The 20584-nt window shown below is 71.6% G+C and carries 17 protein-coding genes; 5 read left to right on the top strand and 12 right to left on the bottom strand.

The features are described 5' to 3' along the window. Positions 1 to 97 precede the first annotated feature (97 nt). Both FCH28_RS03950 and FCH28_RS39840 read left to right on the top strand, forming a co-directional pair. Positions 98 to 1792, top strand: a complete 1695-nt coding sequence (locus tag FCH28_RS03950) for a DUF885 domain-containing protein (protein ID WP_136738206.1) — start codon at positions 98 to 100, stop codon at positions 1790 to 1792. A 63-nt stretch (positions 1793 to 1855) separates the two neighbouring features. Beyond that, complete coding sequence (locus tag FCH28_RS39840; RefSeq protein ID WP_169314036.1) at positions 1856 to 3286, top strand: GNAT family N-acetyltransferase; 1431 nt, start codon at positions 1856 to 1858, stop codon at positions 3284 to 3286. Here the strand turns inward: FCH28_RS39840 and FCH28_RS03940 are convergent. Next, positions 3276 to 4142, bottom strand: a complete 867-nt coding sequence (locus FCH28_RS03940; protein ID WP_136738205.1) for an SDR family oxidoreductase — start codon at positions 4140 to 4142, stop codon at positions 3276 to 3278. The genes FCH28_RS39840 and FCH28_RS03940 overlap by 11 nt on opposite strands. A gap of 76 nt (positions 4143 to 4218) precedes the next feature. Further along, on the bottom strand, positions 4219 to 4737 hold the full coding sequence (locus FCH28_RS03935) for a rhodanese-like domain-containing protein (protein ID WP_136738204.1): 519 nt from the start codon (positions 4735 to 4737) through the stop codon (positions 4219 to 4221). 94 nt (positions 4738 to 4831) lie between these two features. Here FCH28_RS03935 and FCH28_RS03930 point away from each other — a divergent pair, with 94 nt between their 5' ends. Further along, positions 4832 to 5278 carry an Lrp/AsnC family transcriptional regulator gene (locus FCH28_RS03930; RefSeq protein ID WP_136738203.1) on the top strand — a complete coding sequence of 149 codons (447 nt, stop codon included), beginning with the start codon at positions 4832 to 4834 and terminating at the stop codon, positions 5276 to 5278. A 59-nt stretch (positions 5279 to 5337) separates the two neighbouring features. Here FCH28_RS03930 and FCH28_RS03925 read toward each other — a convergent pair whose 3' ends face one another. Both FCH28_RS03925 and FCH28_RS03920 read right to left on the bottom strand, forming a co-directional pair. Further along, a complete protein-coding gene (locus FCH28_RS03925) occupies positions 5338 to 8487 on the bottom strand; it encodes an AAA family ATPase (RefSeq protein ID WP_136738202.1) in 3150 nt (1049 codons plus the stop codon). After that, positions 8484 to 9650: an exonuclease SbcCD subunit D gene (locus FCH28_RS03920; RefSeq protein WP_136738201.1), complete on the bottom strand. Its 1167-nt coding sequence runs from the start codon at positions 9648 to 9650 to the stop codon at positions 8484 to 8486. Before FCH28_RS03920 ends, FCH28_RS03925 begins: the two co-directional genes overlap by 4 nt. Before the next feature lie 284 nt (positions 9651 to 9934). Between FCH28_RS03920 and FCH28_RS03915 the strand changes: the two genes are divergently transcribed. Next, a complete protein-coding gene (locus FCH28_RS03915; RefSeq protein ID WP_136738200.1) occupies positions 9935 to 10588 on the top strand; it encodes a MerR family transcriptional regulator in 654 nt (217 codons plus the stop codon). Between the two features lie 119 nt (positions 10589 to 10707). On the opposite strand, the gene FCH28_RS03910 is transcribed toward FCH28_RS03915, so the two are convergent. Beyond that, entirely contained in the window at positions 10708 to 11037 is a 330-nt protein-coding gene (locus FCH28_RS03910; protein WP_136738199.1) for a hypothetical protein, read from the bottom strand. A 346-nt stretch (positions 11038 to 11383) separates the two neighbouring features. On the opposite strand from FCH28_RS03910, the gene FCH28_RS03905 reads away from it, so the two are divergent. Next, positions 11384 to 11713 (top strand): HAD family hydrolase, encoded by a 330-nt coding sequence (locus FCH28_RS03905; protein ID WP_136738198.1) that lies wholly within the window; start codon positions 11384 to 11386, stop codon positions 11711 to 11713. 183 nt (positions 11714 to 11896) lie between these two features. Here the strand turns inward: FCH28_RS03905 and asnB are convergent, their stop codons facing one another. The 7 genes from asnB to FCH28_RS03870 all read right to left on the bottom strand — a co-directional run bounded on the left by asnB (position 11897) and on the right by FCH28_RS03870 (position 20297). Further along, a complete protein-coding gene (gene asnB / locus FCH28_RS03900; protein WP_136738197.1) occupies positions 11897 to 13741 on the bottom strand; it encodes an asparagine synthase (glutamine-hydrolyzing) in 1845 nt (614 codons plus the stop codon). 87 nt (positions 13742 to 13828) lie between these two features. Continuing rightward, positions 13829 to 14251 carry an aspartate 1-decarboxylase gene (gene panD, locus FCH28_RS03895; protein ID WP_136738196.1) on the bottom strand — a complete coding sequence of 141 codons (423 nt, stop codon included), beginning with the start codon at positions 14249 to 14251 and terminating at the stop codon, positions 13829 to 13831. Positions 14252 to 14341: 90 nt separating this feature from the next. Next, positions 14342 to 15760 carry an aldehyde dehydrogenase family protein gene (locus tag FCH28_RS03890; protein WP_136738195.1) on the bottom strand — a complete coding sequence of 473 codons (1419 nt, stop codon included), beginning with the start codon at positions 15758 to 15760 and terminating at the stop codon, positions 14342 to 14344. A 58-nt stretch (positions 15761 to 15818) separates the two neighbouring features. Continuing rightward, positions 15819 to 16757 carry an alpha/beta hydrolase gene (locus tag FCH28_RS03885; protein WP_136738194.1) on the bottom strand — a complete coding sequence of 313 codons (939 nt, stop codon included), beginning with the start codon at positions 16755 to 16757 and terminating at the stop codon, positions 15819 to 15821. A gap of 62 nt (positions 16758 to 16819) precedes the next feature. Next, positions 16820 to 18316 carry a flavin-containing monooxygenase gene (locus tag FCH28_RS03880; RefSeq protein WP_136738193.1) on the bottom strand — a complete coding sequence of 499 codons (1497 nt, stop codon included), beginning with the start codon at positions 18314 to 18316 and terminating at the stop codon, positions 16820 to 16822. Further along, positions 18313 to 19743 carry an FAD-binding oxidoreductase gene (locus FCH28_RS03875; protein ID WP_136738192.1) on the bottom strand — a complete coding sequence of 477 codons (1431 nt, stop codon included), beginning with the start codon at positions 19741 to 19743 and terminating at the stop codon, positions 18313 to 18315. The genes FCH28_RS03880 and FCH28_RS03875 overlap by 4 nt, the downstream gene beginning before the upstream one ends. A gap of 56 nt (positions 19744 to 19799) precedes the next feature. Beyond that, positions 19800 to 20297 carry an acyl-CoA thioesterase gene (locus tag FCH28_RS03870; protein ID WP_136738191.1) on the bottom strand — a complete coding sequence of 166 codons (498 nt, stop codon included), beginning with the start codon at positions 20295 to 20297 and terminating at the stop codon, positions 19800 to 19802. Positions 20298 to 20584: the final 287 nt, after the last annotated feature.

Genomic DNA, 20584 nt, shown 5'->3' with positions numbered 1-20584 from the left:
ACCCATCAGGTTCGAAGGCAAGGAACCCGTAAAGCGACAGGAACGTCCCGCGTAATGATGGTGACGCGGCGGGTGTATCCATACGAGGATGGCCCGCATGTCCAACACCACTTCTTCCGGGGGCGGTCAGCTGCCCCGCCAGGTCGCCGACGCCTACGTCGACGCCCTCGTCGAGCTGGACCCGATCACCGGCACCTTCCTCGGTGTCGCCGAGAGCTCCGGCAGGCTCCCCGACTTCTCGCCGACGGGCCAGGAAGCGGTGGCCCAGCTCGCCCGCAGGACCCTGGAGAAACTCACCGAGGCAGAGGCCAGGGAGGGCGGCGACAGTCCGGCCGAGCGGCGCTGCGCCCGGCTGCTGCGCGAGCGGCTGACCTCCGAACTCGCGGTGCACGAGGCGGGCGAGGGGCTCCGTGCGGTCAGCAACCTCAGCTCGCCGCTGCACCACGTCCGCGATGTCTTCACGGTCACCCCCACCGACACCGACGAGGACTGGGCGGCGATCGCCCGGCGGCTGCGGGCCGTACCGGACGCACTGGAGGGCTACCGGGCCTCGCTGGACTCCGGCCTCAAGCAGGAGCTGCCCGCAGGTCCGCGCCAGGTCGCCACCGTCATCGGCCAGTTGGACGAATGGATCGGCACCGACCGCAGCTGGTTCGCGGAGTTCACCGACCCCGGCCCGAAGCTGCTGCGCGACGAGCTGACCGAGGCCGCCGCGGTGGCCACCGGCGCCCTGGTGGAACTGCGCGACTGGTTCCGTGACACCTACGCCCCGGCCGTCGAGGGCGCCCCGGACGTCGTCGGCCGGGAACGCTACGGCCGCCTGGCGCGTTACTACAACGGCGCCGACCTCGACCTGGACGAGGCGTACGCGTACGGCTGGTCCGAGTTCCACCGGCTGCTGGCCGAGATGCGGGCGGAGGCCGGCAAGATCCTGCCGGAGGCGAAGAGCCCGTGGGAGGCACTGGCCTGGCTCGATGAGCACGGCGAGGCCATCGAGGGTGTCGAGGAGACCCGGCAGTGGCTCCAGTCGCTGATGGACGAGGCCATCGACGCGCTGGACGGCACCCACTTCGAGCTGGCCGAGCGGGTGCGCCGGGTGGAGTCCCGGATCGCCCCGCCGGGCACCGCCGCCGCCCCGTACTACACCGAGCCCTCGCTGGACTTCTCCCGGCCCGGCCGTACCTGGCTGCCGACGATGGGCGAGACCCGCTTCCCGGCGTACGACCTGGTCTCCACCTGGTACCACGAGGGCGTGCCCGGCCATCACCTCCAGCTGGCGCAGTGGGCGCATGTCGCCGACAGCCTCTCGCGGTACCAGACGACGGTGGGCGGCGTCAGCGCCAACGCGGAGGGCTGGGCGCTGTACGCCGAGCGCCTCATGGACGAGCTGGGCTTCCTCACCAACGCGGAGCGGCGGCTGGGCTATCTGGACGCGCAGATGCTGCGCGCCATCCGGGTCATCATCGACATCGGGATGCATCTGGAGCTGGAGATCCCGGCCGACTCGCCGTTCCACCCGGGCGAGCGCTGGACGCCCGCGCTGGCGCAGGAGTTCCTGGCCGGCCACAGCAGCCGCCCGGCCGACTACGTCGAGAGCGAGGTCATCCGCTACCAGGGCATGGCGGGCCAGGCCATCGGCTACAAGCTCGGCGAGCGGGTCTGGCTCCGCGGCCGGGAGGCGGCCCGCGCCCGGCACGGCGCGGACTTCGACCTCAAGTCCTGGCACATGGCAGCGCTCTCGCAGGGCTCGCTGGGCCTGGACGACCTGCTGAGCGAGATCTCGGCGCTCTGACGCACGGTGGCCGGCCACGAATCGTGTTGTGGCCGGCCACCGCCCTCCGTAAGGTCCGCTGACATGACTGTGGATCTCCCCCAGGCACCTCTCCCCCAGGCCGACCGGCCGCTGTTCCTGCTCTCCGGCGACCCGCTCCGCCCCCGCCGTACGGACCCGCACTTCGCGGCGGAGGCCGCGGCGGCGCGGGCGGCCGGCGCGGCGACCGCGGTCCTCGACCACGAGGCGCTGCTCGCCGGGGAAGCGGAACGGGCGGTGGCCCGGGTGCCGCGCGACTCCGGGCCGGTCTGGTACCGGGGCTGGATGCTGCCCGCCGACCGCTACGCCGAGCTGGCAGCCGCGCTCGCGGCCCGCGGCTGCCGACTGCTGACCTCGCCCGCCGCCTACCGGGCCGCGCATGAACTCCCCGGCTGGTACGACACGTTCGGCGCGCTCACGCCGAAGAGCGCCTGGCTGCCGTGTGCGCCCGGCCGGGCTCCGGAGGCCGCCGTCCTCGCCCGGCTGGCCGAGCCGTTCGGCGACCGCCCCCTCGTCGTCAAGGACTGGGTGAAGTCCCGCAAGCACGAGTGGGAGGAGGCCGCGTATGTCCCGGACGCGGCCGACACGGCGCGACTGACGTCCGTGGTGCGTCGCTTCGTCGCCCTCCAGGACGAGTTTCTGACCGGTGGTGTGGTGCTGCGCGCCTTCGAGTCGTTCGAGGCGGCGGGCGAGGCGCGGGTGTGGTGGGTGGCCGGCGAGCCGGTACTGATCGGCGCGCATCCCGACACGCCGGGCCTGCTCCCGGTGCCGGACCTCGCTCACGTCGCGCCCGCCGTAAGGGAGTTGGGCCTGCCCTTCGTCACCACGGATCTGGCCCGGCGTGCGGACGGTGTCTGGCGGGTGGTGGAGGTCGGCGACGGTCAGGTCAGCGGCCTGCCCGAAGGGGCCGACCGCGGGCCGCTGTTCGAGGCGCTGGTCACGGTGGGCGCCGGCTTCCCCCTGACGCTCACGGCGGGGCGGGTGGCCCTGCGTGCCCTGCTGCCGACCGTGGCGGCGCGGATCGCGGACGGCGAGCCCGCCGGGTTCGACTGGATCGACGGCGGACCGTCGGAGTCCACGTCCGACGGCGCAGGCATCGCCGTACGCGCGGCCGTGGCCGGCCGCTACCACCCCGGCTGGGGCGTCTTCGCCCTCACCGACGCCAGGACCGGCACGGCCCTCGGCAGCATCGGCTTCCACGGTCCGCCGGACGACACGGGCTGGGTGGAGATCGGCTACGACCTGTCCCCGTCCGCACGCGGCGCCGGCTGGGCGACCGACGCGGCCCGGCTGCTGGCGGGCTGGGCCGCGGCGCGCCCCGAGGTGCGGACGGTGTGCGCACTGACCGAGCCGGAGAACGTCCCCTCCCAGCGGGTCCTCGAACGGGCCGGCTTCCGCTTCACGGGGCAGCGCGACGGGCTGCGCGCGTACGAGGTCGATGGCGCTGCCGGTGCCGGTGCCCGCCTCAACGCCTGAATCCGCCCTCGGAGTTGATGACCTCGCCGGTGATCCACCCGGCCTCGTCGGTCGCGAGCCAGGCGATCAGACGGGCCGGGTCGTCCGGCTCGCCCCACCGGCCACCGGGGAAGCTCCGGGCGACGCGTCGGCGGAGCTCGCCGACCGCGTAACCGGTGTCCACGGGGCCGGGGTTGACGGTGTTCACGGTCACCCCGAGTCCGGCGAGGGTGGTGGCGAGGGAACGCGTCGCCGAGGCCAGCGCGCCCTTGGCGAGGCCGTAGGCGATCTCGTCCGGCATGCCGCCGCCCCGGTCCTGCCCTGACGTCAGCATCACGATCCGGCCTCCGGGCAGTCCCTCGGCGCGGCGGCGCGCATACGCCTGGACGAGGAGGATCACCGAGCGGGTGTCGACCGCCCAGTGGGCGTCGAGCATCGCCGCGTCGACGGCGTCGAGGGGGCCGTCGCTGCCGCTGAGCGCGTGGTTGGCGACGAGGATGTCCAGGCGCCCGCCCAGTGCTTCGGCGGCCGTGTCGACGAGGCGGGCGGGCGCGTCCGGCGCGGTCAGGTCGGCCGGCCCGTGTGCCACCACCGCGCCCGGGGCGGCGAGTTGGCGTACGCCGTCGGCAACCGCGTCCGGCCCGCCCGGGTCCGCGCCCCAGGGCTGCCGGGCGTCATGCGGCACATGGTGGTGGAGGTAGACGCCGGCGCCGTACGCGGCCAGCCGGCGGGCGACGGCGTAGCCGATGCCGCCGCGTCGGCTCGCGCCGGTGACCAGGGCGGTACGGCCGAGGAGCGGCCGGGGCTCGCGGTGGGGGGCGGGCGGCGGCCGGTCATGGCCGTCACGGGTCGTCCCATGGGTGTCGTGGTGGGTCATGGCACACACCCTGGTGCGCGGTCGCCCGCCGCGTCATCCGGGTTTCCCGGCGGCCCCCGCCGGCGGGCTGGAAGGCTCAGCACCCGCAGTCCCCGCCTCCCACCGGCGCCGTCAGCGGGTCCACCGGGCGGCGTTCGGTGCCCTCCCAGGTCGTGACCTCGTAGCCCTCGCGGATCCAGTACTCGATGCCGCCGAGCATCTCCTTGACGCGGTAGCCGAGCCGGGACAGTGCGAGGGCGGCGCGGGTGGCGCCGTCGCAGCCGGGGCCCCAGCAGTACACGACGACCGGGACGGCCGGGTCCAGCAGTTGTGCCGCGTCCTGGGGGATGCGGGCGGTGGGCAGGTGGACGGCCTCGGGGACATGGCCCTGGTCCCATGCCTCGGTGCTGCGGGAGTCGACCACCACGAAGTCGGTGGCCCCGGCCGCGAGCGCGCCGTGGACGTCGGTGGGGTCGGTGTGGAAGGCGAGGCGCGCGGCGAAGTACGCGGCGGCGTCGGCGGGATCGGCCGGCGGGACGGCGAGGACGGGGCTGGTGGGGGTGGCAAGGCCGGCAGAGTCGGCGGTGGCGGTGGGGTGCCGGGTTTCGGTGATCATGGCCGGTAATTTACGGTTTGCCACACCGGACCTGAAGTGATGATCACCGGCAAATCCCTTGATCTGCCGGTGATTCCACTGCTAAACAGCGGGCATGACCGGCTATTCCCCCGACGCCACCGACTGGCGCATCCTCGACGTCCTGCAGCGCAACGGCCGTGCGGGCTACGCCGAGCTGGCGCGCGCCGTCAACATGTCCGCGAGCGCGGTCACCGAACGCGTACGGCGCCTGGAGGAGGCCGGGGTGATCTCGGGCTACGCGGCGGTGGTCGACCCGGAGCGGATCGGCCTGCCGGTGCTGGCCTTTGTGCGGCTGCGCTACCCGAACGGCAACTACAAGCCGTTCCACGATCTGCTGGAGAGCACGCCGGAGATCCTGGAGGCGCATCACGTCACCGGCGACGACTGCTTCGTCATCAAGGTCGCCGCCCGTTCGATGCGGCACCTGGAAGAGTTGTCGGGCCGGATCGGCGCCCTCGGTGCGGTGACGACCAGCGTCGTGTACTCGTCGCCGCTGCCCCGCCGCCCGGTGAGCCACTGACCGGACCGGCCGCGCCATACGCGGGATCGGCCGGGCATCGGCCGGGGATCCCCGCGGGATCAGCCGGGCACCCGATGCCGCACCGTGGAGCCCGACCGGTCCTTGACGACCTCCAGCTGAGCCGGGATGCGCGTCCTGAGATCCGCGACATGGCTGACGATGCCGACGCTGCGGTCGCGTTCGCGGAGGGCGTCGAGGACGTCCAGGACCTCGTCCAGCGTCTGTTCGTCGAGGCTGCCGAAGCCCTCGTCGATGAAGAGGGTGTCCAGCCGGGTGCCGCCCGCCTCGTCCGTGACGACATCGGCGAGGCCGAGCGCCAGCGCGAGGGAGGCGAAGAAGGTCTCGCCGCCGGAGAGGCTGGAGGTGTCCCGCTCATGGCCGGTCCAGGCGTCGATGACATGCAGGCCGAGGCCGGAGCGCCGGGCGCTGCCGGCCCGCTCGTCGGAGTGCACGAGGGTGTAGCGGCCCGAGGACATCCGGTGCAGCCGTGCGCTGGCGGCCGCCGCGACCTGTTCGAGCCGCGCGGCGAGGACGTACGACTCCAGGCGCATCCGGCGTTCGTTCTCGGTGGAGGTGCCGGAGGCGAGCGAGGCGAGGCGGGCGATGCGGTCGTAGGCGGCGCGCAGCGGGGCCAGTTCGCGGGCGTCTGACTCGGCCTGTGCGGAGAGCCGGTTGAGTTCGGCGCAGCGTTCGCGGGCCGTGGTGTGCCGGCCGGCGGCGGTACGCAGCCGGTGCCCGGCGGCGTCCAGCGCGCGGCGCGCGGCATCCGGGTCCGCGGGCGGCAGAGCCGCCGCGGCGATGGCGTCGGGGTCGGCCAACTCCGCTGCCACGGCGGCGGATTCGGCCTGCCATGCGTCGAGCCGCTGCTGCAGGGCACGCCATTCGCCGTCGCGCAGCTGCGCCTCGGCGGCGGCCTGCGGGGTGTCGAATCCGGCGCGGTAGGCGCCGTCCGAGAGTCCGGCGTCGGCTTCCTTGAGGCGCTCCGCGCAGGAGTGCGCGGTACGGGACGTGTCCGCGGCGGCGGCGAGCAGGGCGACCTGGCGCTCCAGCCGGCCCGCCCGGTCGGCGACGCTCGCGCAGTCACCGCGCGCCTCGCCCAACTCCCGTTCCAGCGCGTCCCGTTCGCGGTCCAGTGCCTCGCGGTGCGACGTACGGGCCGCGGCCCTGCGCTCGGCGCTCTGCTGCTCGGTGCGGCGTCGTTCGTACTCGCGCTCGGCGCGTCCCAGCGCCTCGCGTGCGGCGTGCAGTTCCGCGCCGGCCGCGTGGTCGCCTGCGAAGTCGGCCCGCAGCGCCTCGACGTGGGTGGCGAGTTCGGCGGTCGGCGTGTCGCCCGCCGTGGCCGCCGCGCCGGCCAGCGCTTCCTTGACCGTCTGGCGGTGGGTCTCCGCCTCCTGGCGGTCGTCCTCGGCCCGATGGTAGGCGGCGAGTGCCGATTCCTCGGTGGCCCGGTCGACATGTCCGGCGCCCGCGCGGGCCGGTTCGGGGTGCTCGGTCGCGCCGCATACGGCACACGCCTCGCCGTCCCGCAGGCCGTCCGCGAGTTCGGCGGCGATTCCGCGCAGCCGCCGGTCCTTGAGGTCGAGCCAGTGTTCATGGGCCGCCGCCGACCGTTCCCTGGCGGCGAGCGACTCCTCCTCGGCCGACCGCAGTTCGGCGGTCAGCCGGTCGCGGCGGCGGGCCGCTTCCAGCCGCTCGGCGGCCGGCTCGATCAGGGCGCCGAGCTGTTCCGCGCGGGTCGCGGCCTCCTGGGCCGCCTCGATGCGCCGCTGGTGGTCCTGGCGGGCGGATTCCCATGCGGCGAGCCACTCCGCGGCGTCCAGCAGCGTCTGCTCGTCGGCACGCGCCTCGCGGTCGAGTCCGGCGCGTTCCCTGGCGATGTCCGCGGCCCGGCGTTCGGCCCGTCCGGCGGCCGCGAGCGAGCCCAGCTCTTCTCTCAACTGCCGTTCAAGTGCGGCGAGTTGGTCGCCTTCGGCGTCGGCGAGGTCGGGCGGCAGCGCGGTGCGGCGCTGCCGCTCGGCGCGCTGTGCGGCGTCCAGCTCGTGCCAGGCGGCGTCCCGCAGCGCGAGGGCGGGGGCGACGTCGGCGGCGGCGCGGGCCCGCTCCAGCCTGTTCCGGGTACGGTCCCGCTCGTCGGCGTGGGCGTCGAGCCGGGCGGCCCGCCGGCGGGCATCGGCGTGCCGCTGCTGGAGCCGGTCCTGTTCGCGGGCCTCGTCCAGCCGCCGGGCCGCCGCCCGTTCCGCCGTCTCGGCTGACCGCACCGCGGCCCGCGTGATCTCCAGCCGCTCGCGTGCGCCGACCCGGGCCACGGCGGCCCTGACCAGCACGGCCTCGCCGAATCCCGGCTCTCCGGGGCCGGGCCCGTGGTCGGTCCGCCGGGTGTTCTCGGCGGACTCGGCCTGCCCGGGAACGGTCGCCGACGCCCGGCCACGCGCCCGTGCCGGCGCGGTCTGCCCCGACTGCCCGGGGCGCCCCGGCGCCGGCACCGACGGGTCGGCGAGATCGGCGCTCTCCCCGGCCGCCTGCGCCATCCGGTGGGCCAGCGCCAGCAGCCGTTCGTCGCCGGCCGCCACCCGGTCCGCCGCCGTCTTGCGGCGCGCGTTCAGCTGCTCTTCGAGGGCGGCGAACCTGCGGGTGTCGAAGAGCCGCCCGAGCAGCCGGGCCCTGGCCTCGGCGTCGGCGCGCAGAAAACGCGCGAAGTCGCCCTGCGGCAGCAGCACCACCTGGCAGAACTGTTCCTTGCTCATGCCGAGCAGCTGGCCGATCTCCTCGCCGATCTCCTGGTGGGAGCGGCTCAGCGCCTTCCAGTGCCCGCCGGTCCCGTCGGTCCCGTCGTGGGATCCCGTCGACTCGAACTCCCGCAGCCGGCTCTGTGCCTTCTCCTTCGTCGTACCGCTGCCGCGCTTCTTGGGGCGGGTCTGCTCGGGCAGCCGGGTGATCTCCAACCGCCGTTCGCCCACGGTCAGTTCGAGGACGACCTCGGTGAGGGTCGACGGGTCGGCGAGGTCGCTCCGCAGCGCCTGGCCGCTCTGCCGTGCGCCGGGCACCGACCCGTAGAGCGCGAAGCAGACCGCGTCCAGGATGGAGGTCTTGCCGGCGCCCGTCGGCCCGTGCAACAGGAAGAGCCCGTCCCGCGACAGCCGGTCGAAGTCGATGGTCTGGGTGCCGCCGAACGGGCCGAAGGCGGTGACCGACAGCCGGTGCAGCCTCATCGCGCCACCTCGTGCACCGTGTCGTCGAGGCGTACCTCGTCGATCGCCGACCGCAGCTCGGCCCGCTCGTCGTCATCGGCCGCGCGGCCGGCCCGTACGTGTGCCACGAAGTCCTCGGCGATCTCCTGGTCGCTGCGTCCGCGCAGCCGTTGTGCGTACGAGGCCAGCGAGCGGGCGGGCGCCTCGTCGGGGTCGAAGACGAGGCTGACGACATGGGGGAAGCGCTTGGCGAGCCGGGCCATGGGTTCGTGCGGGCGGGCGGTGTCGGTGAGCGTCGCCTCGACCCAGGCGGCTTCGTGCCGGGTCAGCTCCGGGTCGTCGAGCAGCCGCTCCAGTGGTCCGCGGATACGGGCCAGCGGCCGTGGGACCGGGCAGTCCACCCGTTCCGCCCGTACCGCGCCCGCCGCGTCGAGTTCGATGATCCAGGTCGATTTGCGGTGATCGGCCTCGGAGAAGGAGTAGGCGAGCGGCGATCCGGAGTAGCGGACGCGTTCGGTGAGGGTCTGGCAGCCGTGCAGATGGCCGAGGGCGGCGTAGTCGACGCCGTCGAACACGGCCGCGGGGACGGAGGCGACCCCGCCGACGGTGATGTCGCGTTCGCTGTCGCTGGCGGCGCCACCGGTGACGAAGGCGTGCGCGAGCACCACGGACCGCGTTCCCTGGGGCCGTTCGGCCAGGTCGGCGCGCACCCGGTCCATGGCCGCGCCCAGCACCTCGGCGTGGTCGGCCCGCCGGGCGCCGAGTGTGTCGCGCACCATGGCCGGTTCCAGATAGGGCAGCCCGTAGAGCGCCACCGGGCCGTGTTCGTCGGCGAGCAGCACCGGGGTGCCGCAGGCCGCCGGGTCGGTGCGCAGATGGATGCCGGCGTGCCGCATCAGTCCGGAGCCGACGCCCAGCCTGCGGGCGGAGTCGTGGTTGCCGGAGATCATGACGGTGGGGACACCGAGGTTGGCCAGGCGGTGCAGGGCGTCGTCGAAGAGTTCCACGGCGGCGAGCGGCGGTACGGCGCGGTCGTAGATGTCGCCGGCGACGAGCACCGCGTCGATCTCCCGGGTGCGGACCGTCTCCACGAGATGATCGAGGAACGCGCGCTGGGCGCCGAGCAGGCCCACTCGGTGGAAGGACCGCCCAAGATGCCAGTCGGAGGTGTGCAGAAGTCTCACGAAACCGCTCCGACCTGCACGCTTCCCCCTACTGCACTTGTGGAACCAGCACGAGCCGGCCTGGGCTCGCCATCAGCACCCACCACGCTAACGCCTGTCGGCACCTGATCCCGCACGGGCCTCGGTCTGCCGTCGGCCGGACGGCGTCCCGATAGCAGCGCTTATCACTTTCCGTGAGCTGGACTATCTATAATGACGTCTGATCGGCGAGGCCGGGCAGGGGCGGAGCGCCCGCGAAGCAAGAGAAGCGTCGGGCGGCGGCCCGGCGTAGGGGAGAGCGGCAGATGCGCATCGGGGAGTTGAGTCGCGCGACCGGCGTCGCGATCCCGACGATCAAGTACTACGTCCGCGAGGGGCTGCTCCCCGCCGGCCGGCTGACCAGCCCCAACCAGGCCAGCTACGACGACAGTCACGTCCGCAGGCTGCGGCTGATCCGCGGGCTGATGGACGTCGGCGGGCTCTCGGTCTCGGCCGTCCGCGAGGTGCTCGCCGCCGTCGACACACCGGACGAGTCGGTGCACAAGGTGCTCGGAGCGGCCCAGTTGGCGATCACCCCGCCGCCGGCCGTCACTCCGGACGGCATGGAGGCGGCGCGGAGCAAGGTCGCGGAGCTGATCCGACAGCGCGGCTGGCGGGTCGAGATGGAGAATCCGGCCGTCGAGGCGCTGGCCGTCGCGCTCGCCACGTTCCGCGGCATCGGCCGCGGCGAGTTCGAGGAGATCATGGACGACTACGCCGACGCCTGTGAACGGGTGGCCGGCGCCGATCTCGCGTGGGTGGGCCGCAACGCGGAGGTCGACAGCATGGTGGAGACCGTCGTGGTGGGGACCGTGCTGGGGGACACCGTCCTCATGGCGATGCGGCGGCTGGCGCATGCCGACGCGTCGGCGCGCACGTATGAGGACGGGCAGGGAGAAGGAGAAGGCGGCGAGGGCTGAGGGCGCCGCCCGGCGTCCGGCCACCAGCCTTGGTTGTCGGGTTCGCCGGAACAGGCGAAATGCCGCTACTCCCGTAGGGATTTGCCCCGCGGGAGTAGTGGCACTGTGTCTTTGGAGAGCTACGTCGTGACTATCTTTTGTGCGACCCACTCGCCATTTTCCACGTAGGCGTCCACGACCGCGCCAACGCCCATCATCATCTTTCCGCAATAGTCCGCACCGCGCGTGAGGTTGAACCTCACCTCGCCGTCGGCCGTTGCCAGGACGAGGTAGTCGTCCTTGAAGTTGGTGATCGTCCCCTGGAATTGCCAGACCTGGCCGGCTTCCTGCGCCTGCGCGGTGGCGGCAGTGGCCTTTGTCGCCTGGCTCGCAGCCGCCTGCGCGGGAGCGGACATCGCGCACCCCAGGGCCCCTACCAGCCCGAGAGTGACAACCGCACGCTTGATCATTCTAGTTCCCGTGTTCATGTGGCTCTCCCGGGATTGAGGGGTGGGGTGGAATTTCGCCTTTCGCCGGACCAGTCGGAACTTCAGAACGTCTGACCCGGCTGAGCAAAAGCTAACAGCGCGCACTCCGGCCGTGCGGCAATATTTCTCGCCTCTTGCAGAGATTTTCGCCGAGTGTCGACGGTGGCTCCTGCCGCGCCCGAAGGAATCCACGAAACCCGGCAAGAAAGAGGAAACAAAGGGGATGGCGGGTCGGGTTCGCTTCTATCGTTTTCGTGCGGCTGGCTCGGGAGTTTCTTTTCCGAGCAACACAGCCGGCACTGATTGCTGCACGAAAGTGAGGACAGACATGTCGAAGCTCAACACCGTCATCAAGCCCGCGATCATAGCCGCCGGGCTCGTGGGAATTATCGGGTTCGCCGCAGCCGCGCCGGCCCAGGCGGCCGAATCCGGTCAGCCCGCCAAGGCCGTCTCCGCCGCCAAGACCGTGCATTTCCAGGGCAAGATCCAGGCCGTCGGCGACGGGTATGTCGATATCGCAACGGGAGGCACTGTCATCCGGGTCGAGATCACCAACGGGGCCTACTGGATCAGCCCCTTGTACGAGGGTGCCTCGGCCGACGTCACGGCGTGGGTGAACGGCGGGGTCTATTCCGCGAAGGTCATCGCCACCTGGTAGGTGAAGTCCCACCCCGGTGGGGGTGGATCTCCGCTTCTCAGCGCCTTGCCCCGGCACAGCATTTCGTGCCGGGGCAAGGCGCTGAGAAGCGTACGAAAAAGCCGTCGACGGCCTCCGTTTCCGGATTCCGTCGACGGCCTTTTCCCGCTGTCTTCCCGCTTTCTCCCCGCTGTCTTCCCGCGGTCACAGCATCAGTCGTGGGCGGTACAGATCGAGCCAGGTCCGCAGGTCGAGGAACTTCTCCAGTACCGCCCGGTGCCCGTGGGGGTTCGGGTGGTGTGCGTGATCCGCTGACGCCGCCTTGGTGGCCGCGGCCCTGTCGAACAGTGCGAACACGTCGTGGCCGGGTTGGGTCAGGGCCTGGCGCACCTGCTCCTGCAGGGCGGAGACATAGCGCTGGTCCCGCGTCATGGGGTACGGGCTCTTGAGGCGTCGGAGGACCGCGTCGGGAACGACGGGGCGGCCGGCGGCCCGTAGGACGCTCTTTTCCCGGTTGTCGGTGACGTGGAACGACCAGGGGATGTTGAAGGCGTACTCGGCGATGCGGTGGTCGCAGAACGGCACTCGCACTTCCAGCCCCACGGCCATGCTGAGCCGATCCTTGCGTTCCAGCATGCCGCCCAGACTGCGCGTGAGGTGAAGGTAGAGGAGTTCGCGTGACCGGCGCTGGGTGCCGCTCTCGCCGTCGAGCGAGGGGGTTTCGGCGACTGCCTGACGGTAGCGCTCGGTGGCGTATCCGGGCAGGTCGAGGGCGGTCGACAGATCCGGGGGCAGGAATGTGCGTTCCTGGCGGGTCTGACCGAGGGCAGCGGTGAGCCACGGGAAGCCGGCGCTCTGGCGGAGTGCGGGGTCGTGGAACCACCAGTAGCCGCCGAACATCTCGTCGGCGCCCTCTCCCGACAGGGCGACCGTGGAGTGGTCGCGTACCGCGCCGAACAGCTGGATCAGGGAGTGGTCCATGTCGCCGCGCCCGATCGGCAGGTCACGGGCCTGGACGGCGGCGCTGCGTACGCCGGGTTCGGAGAGGCTGGCGGCGTCCAGCAGCAGGTCGGTGTGGTCGGCGTCGAGGTGTTCCGCGACGATCCGCACATAGGGCGCGTCGGGGCTGACGTTGTGCGCGTCGCGGGTGAAGTGGTCGGCGTGCCCGGGGAAATCCACCGAGAACGTGCGCACACGCTGCTCGTGGGCGCCGAGTTCGTGCGCGGCGAAACCTGCGATGGTGCTGGAGTCGAGTCCGCCGGACAGCAGCACGCAGCGGGGGACGTCCGCGACGAGCTGTTCGCGTACCGAGCCGCTGAGGAGTTCACGGGTGCGGGTGTGGGTGGTGGCCAGGTCGTCGGTGTGCTGTCGGGCCGTCAGCCGCCAGTAGGTGGTTTCGCGTACTCCCCCGCGGTCGGCGATGACCAGGGATCCGGGGTGCAGTTCCCGCATGCCGCGCCATATCGCCGCGCCGGGTGTCTTGACTCCCAGCATGATCTCCCGCAGGCCGTCGTGGTCGACGCCGGCTTCGACGGAGGGGTGGGCGAGGATGCCTTTGGGCTCGGAGGCGAACAGGACGCCGTCCGCGGTGGGGTGGTAGTAGAGCGGTTTGACGCCGAGCCGGTCGCGGACCATCAGCAGCCGGTCGAGGCGGCCGTCCCAGATCGCGAAGGCGTACATGCCGACGAGGTGGTCCACCAGCCGTTCGCCCCATTCGAGGTAGGCGCGGAGGACCACCTCGGTGTCGCTCTCCGTGCGGAAGCGGTGGCCGCGGTCGCGCAGCTGCCGGCGCAGGGCGACGAAGTTGTAGACCTCTCCGCTGTAGGTCAGGGCGACGGGGCCGTGCGGGGTGTCCGCGGTCATCGGCTGGGCGCCGCCGTCGAGGTCGATGATGGCCAGGCGCCGGTGCCCGAGGGCCGCGTGCCGGGTGACCCACACGCCGGAGGCGTCGGGTCCCCGCGCCGCCAGGGACCTGGTCATGGCGTCGACGGTCGCCTGATGGTGTGTGAGGTCATGGTCGAACGCGATCCAGCCGGTGATGCCACACATGTGTTTCTCCTTGCGTCGGGGACCGGGTGGGCCGGGTCACCGTGGTGACCGGACCCACCCGGTCCACCTGGGAACGCCGTCGGGGGGTCAGTCGACGAAGATGTGGTCGCCGCGTGTGGTGGTGCCGTCGGGGGTGGGCTCGGCGGGGTCGGCTCCCAGGGAGACGATCTTGTTGTCACCGTCCACGTGGACGACCTTGGGCACGAGTTGGGCCGCCTCCGAGTCGCGGATGGTGGCGAAGGAGATGATGATGACCAGGTCGCCGGGGCTGATCAGCCGGGCCGCGGCCCCGTTGATGCCGACGACGCGGGAGCCTCGCGGGCCTTCGATGATGTAGGTGGACAGCCGGTTGCCGTTGTTGATGTCGACGACGTCGACCTTCTCCCCGGGCAGCAGGTCGGCGGCTTCCATCAGGTCGGCGTCCAGGGTCAGCGATCCGACGTAGTGCAGGTCGGCCTGGGTGACGGTGGCGCGGTGGACCTTGGACTTGAACATGGTGCGGTAGTACATGGAACTGCCTTTCTCACGATGTGGGTGGGGCTTGGGTGGGTGAGGGGTTGGGGTGTGCGGCCGGCGGCCGTGCGGCGCGCGGCCGGTGGGTCAGAGCTGTATCGCCTTGGTCTCCAGGAACTCCTCCAGACCGGCCCGGCCGCCTTCACGGCCGTTGCCCGACTGCTTGTAGCCGCCGAACGGCGCGTTGGGGTCGAAGGCGGCCCCGTTGATCTGCACCTGTCCGGCGTGCAGTTGCCGGGCGAGGGTGCGGGCCCGGTCCCGGTCCGCCGACCACACCGCGGCGGCCAGGCCGTAGACGGTGTCGTTGGCGATGCGGACGGCCTCGTCCTCGGTGTCGTAGGGCTCGATGGCCAGTACGGGGCCGAACACCTCGTCGTGGTGCACCGCCATGTCGGCGGTCACCTCGGACAGCACGGTGGGGCGGACGAAGAAGCCCCGGCCCGGCTCCGGCGGTGGTTCCGCCCCTCCGGTGACGAGCTTCGCGCCGTCCGCCAGGGCGCTGCCGATGTGGTGGCGCACCCGGTCGCGCTGCGCTGCGGACACCAGCGGGCCCAGCCGGGTGTCCTCGCGGGTGGGGTCGGCGGGCACCCAGTCCGACGCGGCCTCGCGGGCCAGTTCCTCGGTTGCGGCGAGCGCGGAGCGCGGCACGATCAGGCGGGTGAGGGCGGAGCAGGTCTGCCCGTTGTTGAGGAAGGCGGCGGCCAGGACCGCGGGGACGACCCGCGCCGGGTCGGCGTCCGGGAGCATCACCGCGGGGCTCTTGCCGCCGAGTTCCAGGGTGACCTTCTTGATGGTCCGGGCGGCCAGGGAGGCGACCCTGCGGCCGGCACGGGTGGAGCCGGTGAAGGAGACCACGTCGACGCCGGGGTGGCCGGCCAGTGCCTCACCGATGCCGGGCCCGGTGCCGCTGACGAGGTTGAACACCCCCGGCGGCAGTCCCACGGCGTCGATGATGTCGGCCAGTTCCCAGACGCCGAGCGGCGCGAGTTCGCTGGGCTTCAGGACGACGGTGTTGCCGGCGGCCAGCGCGTAGGCGACCTTCGCGGCGACCTGGTGGACCGGGTAGTTCCACGGGGTGATGGCCGCGACCACGCCGTATGGCTCCCGCACGATCAGCGAGGGGCCCTCTTGCTGCTCGAAGGGGTACGCCAGGGCCGTCTGCGCGGCCTGCGCGAAGCTGTTCACCGGCAGGGTGACCTGGACGGCGCGGGCGAAGGACAGCGGGCTGCCGACGTCGCGGCTGATCAGCTGGGCCAGCGGTCCGGCGCGCCGGCCAAGCTCCGCCGCGATGGCGCGCAGCCGGCCGGCGCGCTCGGCCACGCGTGTGCGGGACCAGGGGCCGGCGGCGGCCCGCGCCGCGTCGACCGCGGCATCGACGTCCTGCGCGGTGCCGTCCGGCACGAAGGCAAGCGGCTGCTCCGTCGTCGGGTCGACGACGGTGAGGGTCCGCTCGCTGTGGGACGGCGTCCAGGCGCCGTTGCGGTAAATACGGTCGTAGGCAGGCACGTTGAGCTCCTTGGCGTGCGCGGTGTCTCGCTGGCCGGTGGTCGCTAGTCGCTAGTCGCTAGTCGCGGAAATGGGTGCGCAGTGCGCGGGTGATGTCGTCCCTCGCTTGCCGTGCGGCGGTGAATCCGGGGAGCAGGAAGAAGACGTGCAGCGCGCCGTCGTAACGCCGGGTCACGGCGGGTACGCCGGCGCCCCGTAGCCGCCGGCCGTACTCCTCGGCTTCGTCGCGCAGCGGATCGCATTCGGCGGTGAGGATCACCGTGGGCGGGAGGCCGCCGAGGTCGTCGGCGAGCAGCGGGGCGGCGTAGGGGTCGGTCGCCGCCTCCGGTGTGGGGAGGTAGAGGTCCCAGAAGTGGGCCATCGCGGCGCGGGTGTTGAGGAAGCCCTCGGCGTACTGGTCGTAGGAGGCGAACGGGGAGCCGTCCGCGGGTGCCAGGCTGGGGCAGATCAGGATGAGCAGGTCGATGGCCGGGCCGCCGCGGTCCCTGGCCATCAGGCCGGCCGCCGCGGCCAGATTTCCTCCCGCGCTCTCCCCCGCGACCACCAGCCGCCCGGCGTCCGCCCCGAACTCCTCGGCCCGCGCCGCCAGGGCGCCGATGGCCGCGTACGCGTCGTCGGCGGGTCCCGGGAACCGGGTCTCCGGTGCCCGCCGGTATTCGACGCTGGCCACCACGGCGCCACTGGTGTTGGCCAGGCTCCGCAGCGGCTTGTCGACCAGTTCCAGGTCCCCGGCGACCCAGCCGCCGCCGTGGAAGAACACCAGCAGCGGGCACGGCCCGGGGCGCCTGGAAGGCCGGTACACACGGACGGGCAGCGGTCCGGCCGGCCCTGGAACGTGGGTCTCGGTGATCGACTCCACCGGTTCGGCCGGTCCCTGGGCCTGCCGCAGGCCGCTCATCAGCTCGCGGACGGTGGGTACGTCCACCTGCTCGAAGGGCGGCATCCGCTGCTCTGCCAGGCGGTCGAGGAAGGCGGCGGCTTCCGGGTGCAACGACACGGCAACTCCTGCGGGGTGTGAGGGTCTTCGAGAAGGGGCCGGCTCCGGTGCGGTGGCCGGTGTCACGGCTGTGCGGGGCCCGGGGCGGCGGGAGGATCGGGCTGGTAGTGCGCGAGGTTCACCCGCCGGGTGCGACGGCGGTACTCCGTGGTCTGGCCCGGCCAGTTGGTGGTGACGTACCGGCCCGCGCCGCGGTACCAGTTGCGGCACGTCGACCACACGGTGCGCGGCAGGCGCCCGCGCATCTCCGCGGTGAACGTCTCCTCGGCCCGCGGCCGGACGTCGAGTCGTCGTCGCTTTCCGCGGGAGAGGATGCGCAGCGCGTCGAGGACGTAGCGGATCTGGCTTTCGACCATGTAGACGACCGAGCCGGCGCCGACGTTGGTGTGCGGGCCGTAGAGCAGGAACATGTTGGGGAAGCCGGGGACGGTCATCCCGAGGTAGGCCCGTGCGCCGTCCTCCCAGACGTCGGCCAGGTCGCGGCCTTCGCTGCCGGTGATGCGCAGGGACGACAGGAAGTCGGTGGCGGTGAAGCCGGTGGCGTAGATGAGGGTGTCGACCCGGTGTTCCGCCCCGGCCTCGGTGCGGACGCCGCGTTCGGTGATCTCCGCGATGGGGTCGGTGACCAGCTCGACGTGGGGCGCGTTGAAGGCGGGGTAGTACTCGCTGGAGACCCCGATCCGCTTGCACCCGACCTCGTCCCGTGGTGTGAGTTGGGCACGGGTGGCGGGGTCGTGGACCTGTTTGTCCAGTTGGACGGCGCAGCCGTAGGAGGTCAGGCGGCTGATCGGCCAGCGGCGGGTCAGACCGGGCACGGCCAGCTCGTTGAACGACCACCAGCCGAGTCGGGCCGCCTTGCGGGCGAGCCGGGCGAGACCGCCTTCGCGCCGGGGATAGCTGCGGTCCCAGCGGGGCACGACGTACGTCGCCGATCGCTGAAATACCGTCAAATGGGCGGCCTGCTTGGCGACTTGGGGCACGATCTGGATGGCGCTGGCGCCGGTTCCGATCACCGCGACGCTGCGGCCGGTGAGGTCGTGGGTGTGATCCCAGCGGGACGAGTGGAAGGCGTGCCCGGAGAAGCGGTCGGTGCCCGGTATTCGGGGGTAGGACGGACGGTTCAGCTGGCCGCAGGCCGGGACCAGGACGTCGGCTTCGAGGGTTTCACCGGTCTGCGTGTGCAGTCGCCAGCGTCCCGCGCTCTCGTCGAAGTGTGCGGAGCTGATCTCGGTACCCAGCCGCAGGTGCCCGTCCAGGTGGTGCTTGTCCGCGCAGCCGCGCAGATAATCCAGGATCTCCCGCTGTCCGGCGTAGCGCTGCGACCAGTCGTGCGGCTCGAACGAGTACGAGTACAGGTGGGCGGGGATGTCGCAGGCCGCGCCGGGATAGGTGTTGTCCCGCCAGACGCCGCCGATGTCGTCGCCCTTTTCGACGATGGTGATGTGGTGGTGGCCGGCCCGCTTGAGGGCGATGGCCAGTCCCAGCCCGCTCACGCCGGCTCCGATGATCACCACATGGGGGGCGTGCCGGGATCGCCGGGCGAAGGCCGGCCGGTTCATGACGCGGGCTCTTCGGTAGCGCGCTCTCCCACAGCGGACTCGCCCGTGGCGGGAGGAATGTTGTGATTGAACCGCAGCACGTTGTCCGGGTCGTATTCCGCCTTGACCTTTGCCAGTCGGGCCAGGCGTCGCTCGTCCCAGAAGGCGCGTACCCGGTCCGTCTCCTCGTCCTCGGACGTGGTGTTCAGGTACGTGTTTCCGAGGCCGAATGTCTTGAGGAGCGCACCCGCCTCTTTCACCCAGGCGCGGCACCGTTCGGAATCGGCCTCGTCCAGCCACTGGCAGATCACATGGATCAGCCAGCTGTCCTGACGATGCGCGAACGCGGTGGCGTCCGGCGGGACTTCGGTGGCGGCCGTGTCGAAGGGGTGGACATTGATGCTGGTGAGTGACGAAGGGAGGTCTCTGCCGAGGGCGGCGAGGGCGTCGATCTGTTCGACTCCCAGGCACGGCACGAACTCACTGGTCCAATAGTGCAGATTGCCGGCGGGGGTGAACGGGTCGAGCATCGACTGCACGGCCACCAGCGGCATGGGGCCCATGCTGTCGTAGAGCGGGGGGCCGAACTCCCGCAGCGGCCGCACGGCCTCCCAAGCCTCCTCCATCGGCCCGAAATACCGCACGAGCAGATTGACCAGGGGCATTCCCTGGAACTCGGCGGGGACGAAATCCGCTTCCGGGGCATGGGTGAATACGGCGTCCGCGCTCAGATGCGCCGGGCTGGTGGCGTTGAAGTCCCGCAGGAATTCCAGGACTTCCTCGGCACGTTCGACCGGGTGCGCCAGGAATCCGGCCAGCATCATCGGTCCGACCGGGTGTGCGCGGAATTCGAAGGAGGTGACCACACCGAAGTTGCCGCCGCCTCCGCGCAGCGCCCAGAACAGTTCCGGACGGCTGTCGGCGCTCGCCGTCACCAGCTCCCCGTCGACCGTGACCATGTCGGCCGACAGCAGATTGTCACAGGTCAAGCCGTGTTTGTGGAGCATCATGCCGACGCCGCCGTTCAGGGTGAGCCCGGCTATTCCGGTCTCCGACATCTGGCCCGTGGGAATCGCGAGGCCGTGCAGCTGGGTTTCCCGGTCCACGTCACCCAGCAGCGCCCCGCCCTGCACCCGGACGGTGCGGCGCACCGGGTCGACATGGACGCCCCGCATGAGGGAGAGGTCGATCACGATGCCGTCATCGCAGGTGCCGTGGCCCGCGACGCTGTGTCCGCCGCCGCGCACGGCGATCGGCAGCCCCTCCTCGCGGGCGAAGCGGACCGCGTGGACGACGTCCGCGGTTCCCAGGCACTTGGCGACGACCGCGGGCCGCTTGTCGATCATGGCGTTGTAGACGCGGCGCGCGGTGTCGTAGCCGGCGTCCCGCGGTCCCAGCACCTCGCCGAGCAGCGTCCCGCGGAGGCGGTCGAGCGCATCAGCCTTCATGAAATCTCTCCAGGTCTTCAGGTCGGACGAACGGAAGTGTCGGACGAGCGGAAGTGTCAGGTTCCGGAAGCGGCAGGGCCCGCCCCGGACGAATTTCCGGCGGGCTTTCCCTTTTCTTTCCGGCGACTCTCCAGAAATTCGACAAACGCCTGGTGCATCTCTTCCGGAATTTTGGTCAGCGTGCCGGTCTCGGCGTCCACGAACGCATGGACGGTCCGGGCCTCCGCAATGAGCTGGCCACCGTTCTTCCGGTAGATCTCGTAGTAGTAGGTGAGTGTTCTGGGAGTGGCCGCCCAGGTCTTGATGACGAGGTCGTCGAGGTACTTGGCCGCGCCGTGGTAGCGGACCTGAAGGTCGGTGGTCGCGATCTGGTACTTCCGGTAGTCGGCCCCTATGTCGAGCGCGTACTTCTCCCGGCCGAGGTCAAACCAGGGAATGTAACTTCCGTAGTAGGCGTGCCCCTGCAGATCGCATTCCCCCCAGCGGACACGGGTCGTGGCCTCTACGCTGACGTCGCGCACGATGTTCGTCGCGGACTGCACGAGACGTGGCATTGTTCGTCGATCCTCTCGCGATGGCAGGCGGGCGCTACCGGCAGGAACTCCGGTGCCCTCAGGGGTCCCACAAGGGCCGCCTGGATGTGCGAAACCCTAGGAATGCGGCTTGAAACGAGTCAATCAAGGGAGCCGAATGTTGCCGGTTTCTTTCAAAACTTGCTCTCCCGCCTCGATGTCTTTCCGCCGCTCCGCGGGCGCCTGACCACTATCTTTCTCTCCTGTTGACGCGATGACGGATGCACTTTTACGTTCTTCTCACCCGAAGGACTCCGCGAAATGTGATG

Source organism: Streptomyces piniterrae, from assembly GCF_005048155.1.
Classification (GTDB): Bacteria; Actinomycetota; Actinomycetes; order Streptomycetales; family Streptomycetaceae; genus Streptomyces; species Streptomyces piniterrae.
Note: the sequence above shows the minus strand (reverse complement) of the source record. Positions and strands in the feature narration are given on the sequence as shown.

Bases quoted from the DNA above. Each gene is read 5' to 3' on its own strand.
- FCH28_RS03915 (WP_136738200.1), top strand. From the start codon at position 9,935: ATGCGCATCGGGGAGTTGAGTCGCGCGACCGGCGTCGCGATCCCGACG.
- FCH28_RS03880 (WP_136738193.1), bottom strand. From the start codon at position 18,316: ATGAACCGGCCGGCCTTCGCCCGGCGATCCCGGCACGCCCCCCATGTG.
- asnB (WP_136738197.1), bottom strand. From the start codon at position 13,741: ATGTGTGGCATCACCGGCTGGATCGCGTTCGACCATGACCTCACACAC.
- FCH28_RS03875 (WP_136738192.1), bottom strand. From the start codon at position 19,743: ATGAAGGCTGATGCGCTCGACCGCCTCCGCGGGACGCTGCTCGGCGAG.
- FCH28_RS03925 (WP_136738202.1), bottom strand. From the start codon at position 8,487: ATGAGGCTGCACCGGCTGTCGGTCACCGCCTTCGGCCCGTTCGGCGGC.
- FCH28_RS03935 (WP_136738204.1), bottom strand. From the start codon at position 4,737: ATGATCACCGAAACCCGGCACCCCACCGCCACCGCCGACTCTGCCGGC.
- FCH28_RS03940 (WP_136738205.1), bottom strand. From the start codon at position 4,142: ATGACCCACCACGACACCCATGGGACGACCCGTGACGGCCATGACCGG.
- FCH28_RS03910 (WP_136738199.1), bottom strand. From the start codon at position 11,037: ATGATCAAGCGTGCGGTTGTCACTCTCGGGCTGGTAGGGGCCCTGGGG.
- FCH28_RS39840 (WP_169314036.1), top strand. From the start codon at position 1,856: ATGACTGTGGATCTCCCCCAGGCACCTCTCCCCCAGGCCGACCGGCCG.
- FCH28_RS03905 (WP_136738198.1), top strand. From the start codon at position 11,384: ATGTCGAAGCTCAACACCGTCATCAAGCCCGCGATCATAGCCGCCGGG.
- FCH28_RS03870 (WP_136738191.1), bottom strand. From the start codon at position 20,297: ATGCCACGTCTCGTGCAGTCCGCGACGAACATCGTGCGCGACGTCAGC.
- FCH28_RS03950 (WP_136738206.1), top strand. From the start codon at position 98: ATGTCCAACACCACTTCTTCCGGGGGCGGTCAGCTGCCCCGCCAGGTC.
- panD (WP_136738196.1), bottom strand. From the start codon at position 14,251: ATGTACTACCGCACCATGTTCAAGTCCAAGGTCCACCGCGCCACCGTC.
- FCH28_RS03930 (WP_136738203.1), top strand. From the start codon at position 4,832: ATGACCGGCTATTCCCCCGACGCCACCGACTGGCGCATCCTCGACGTC.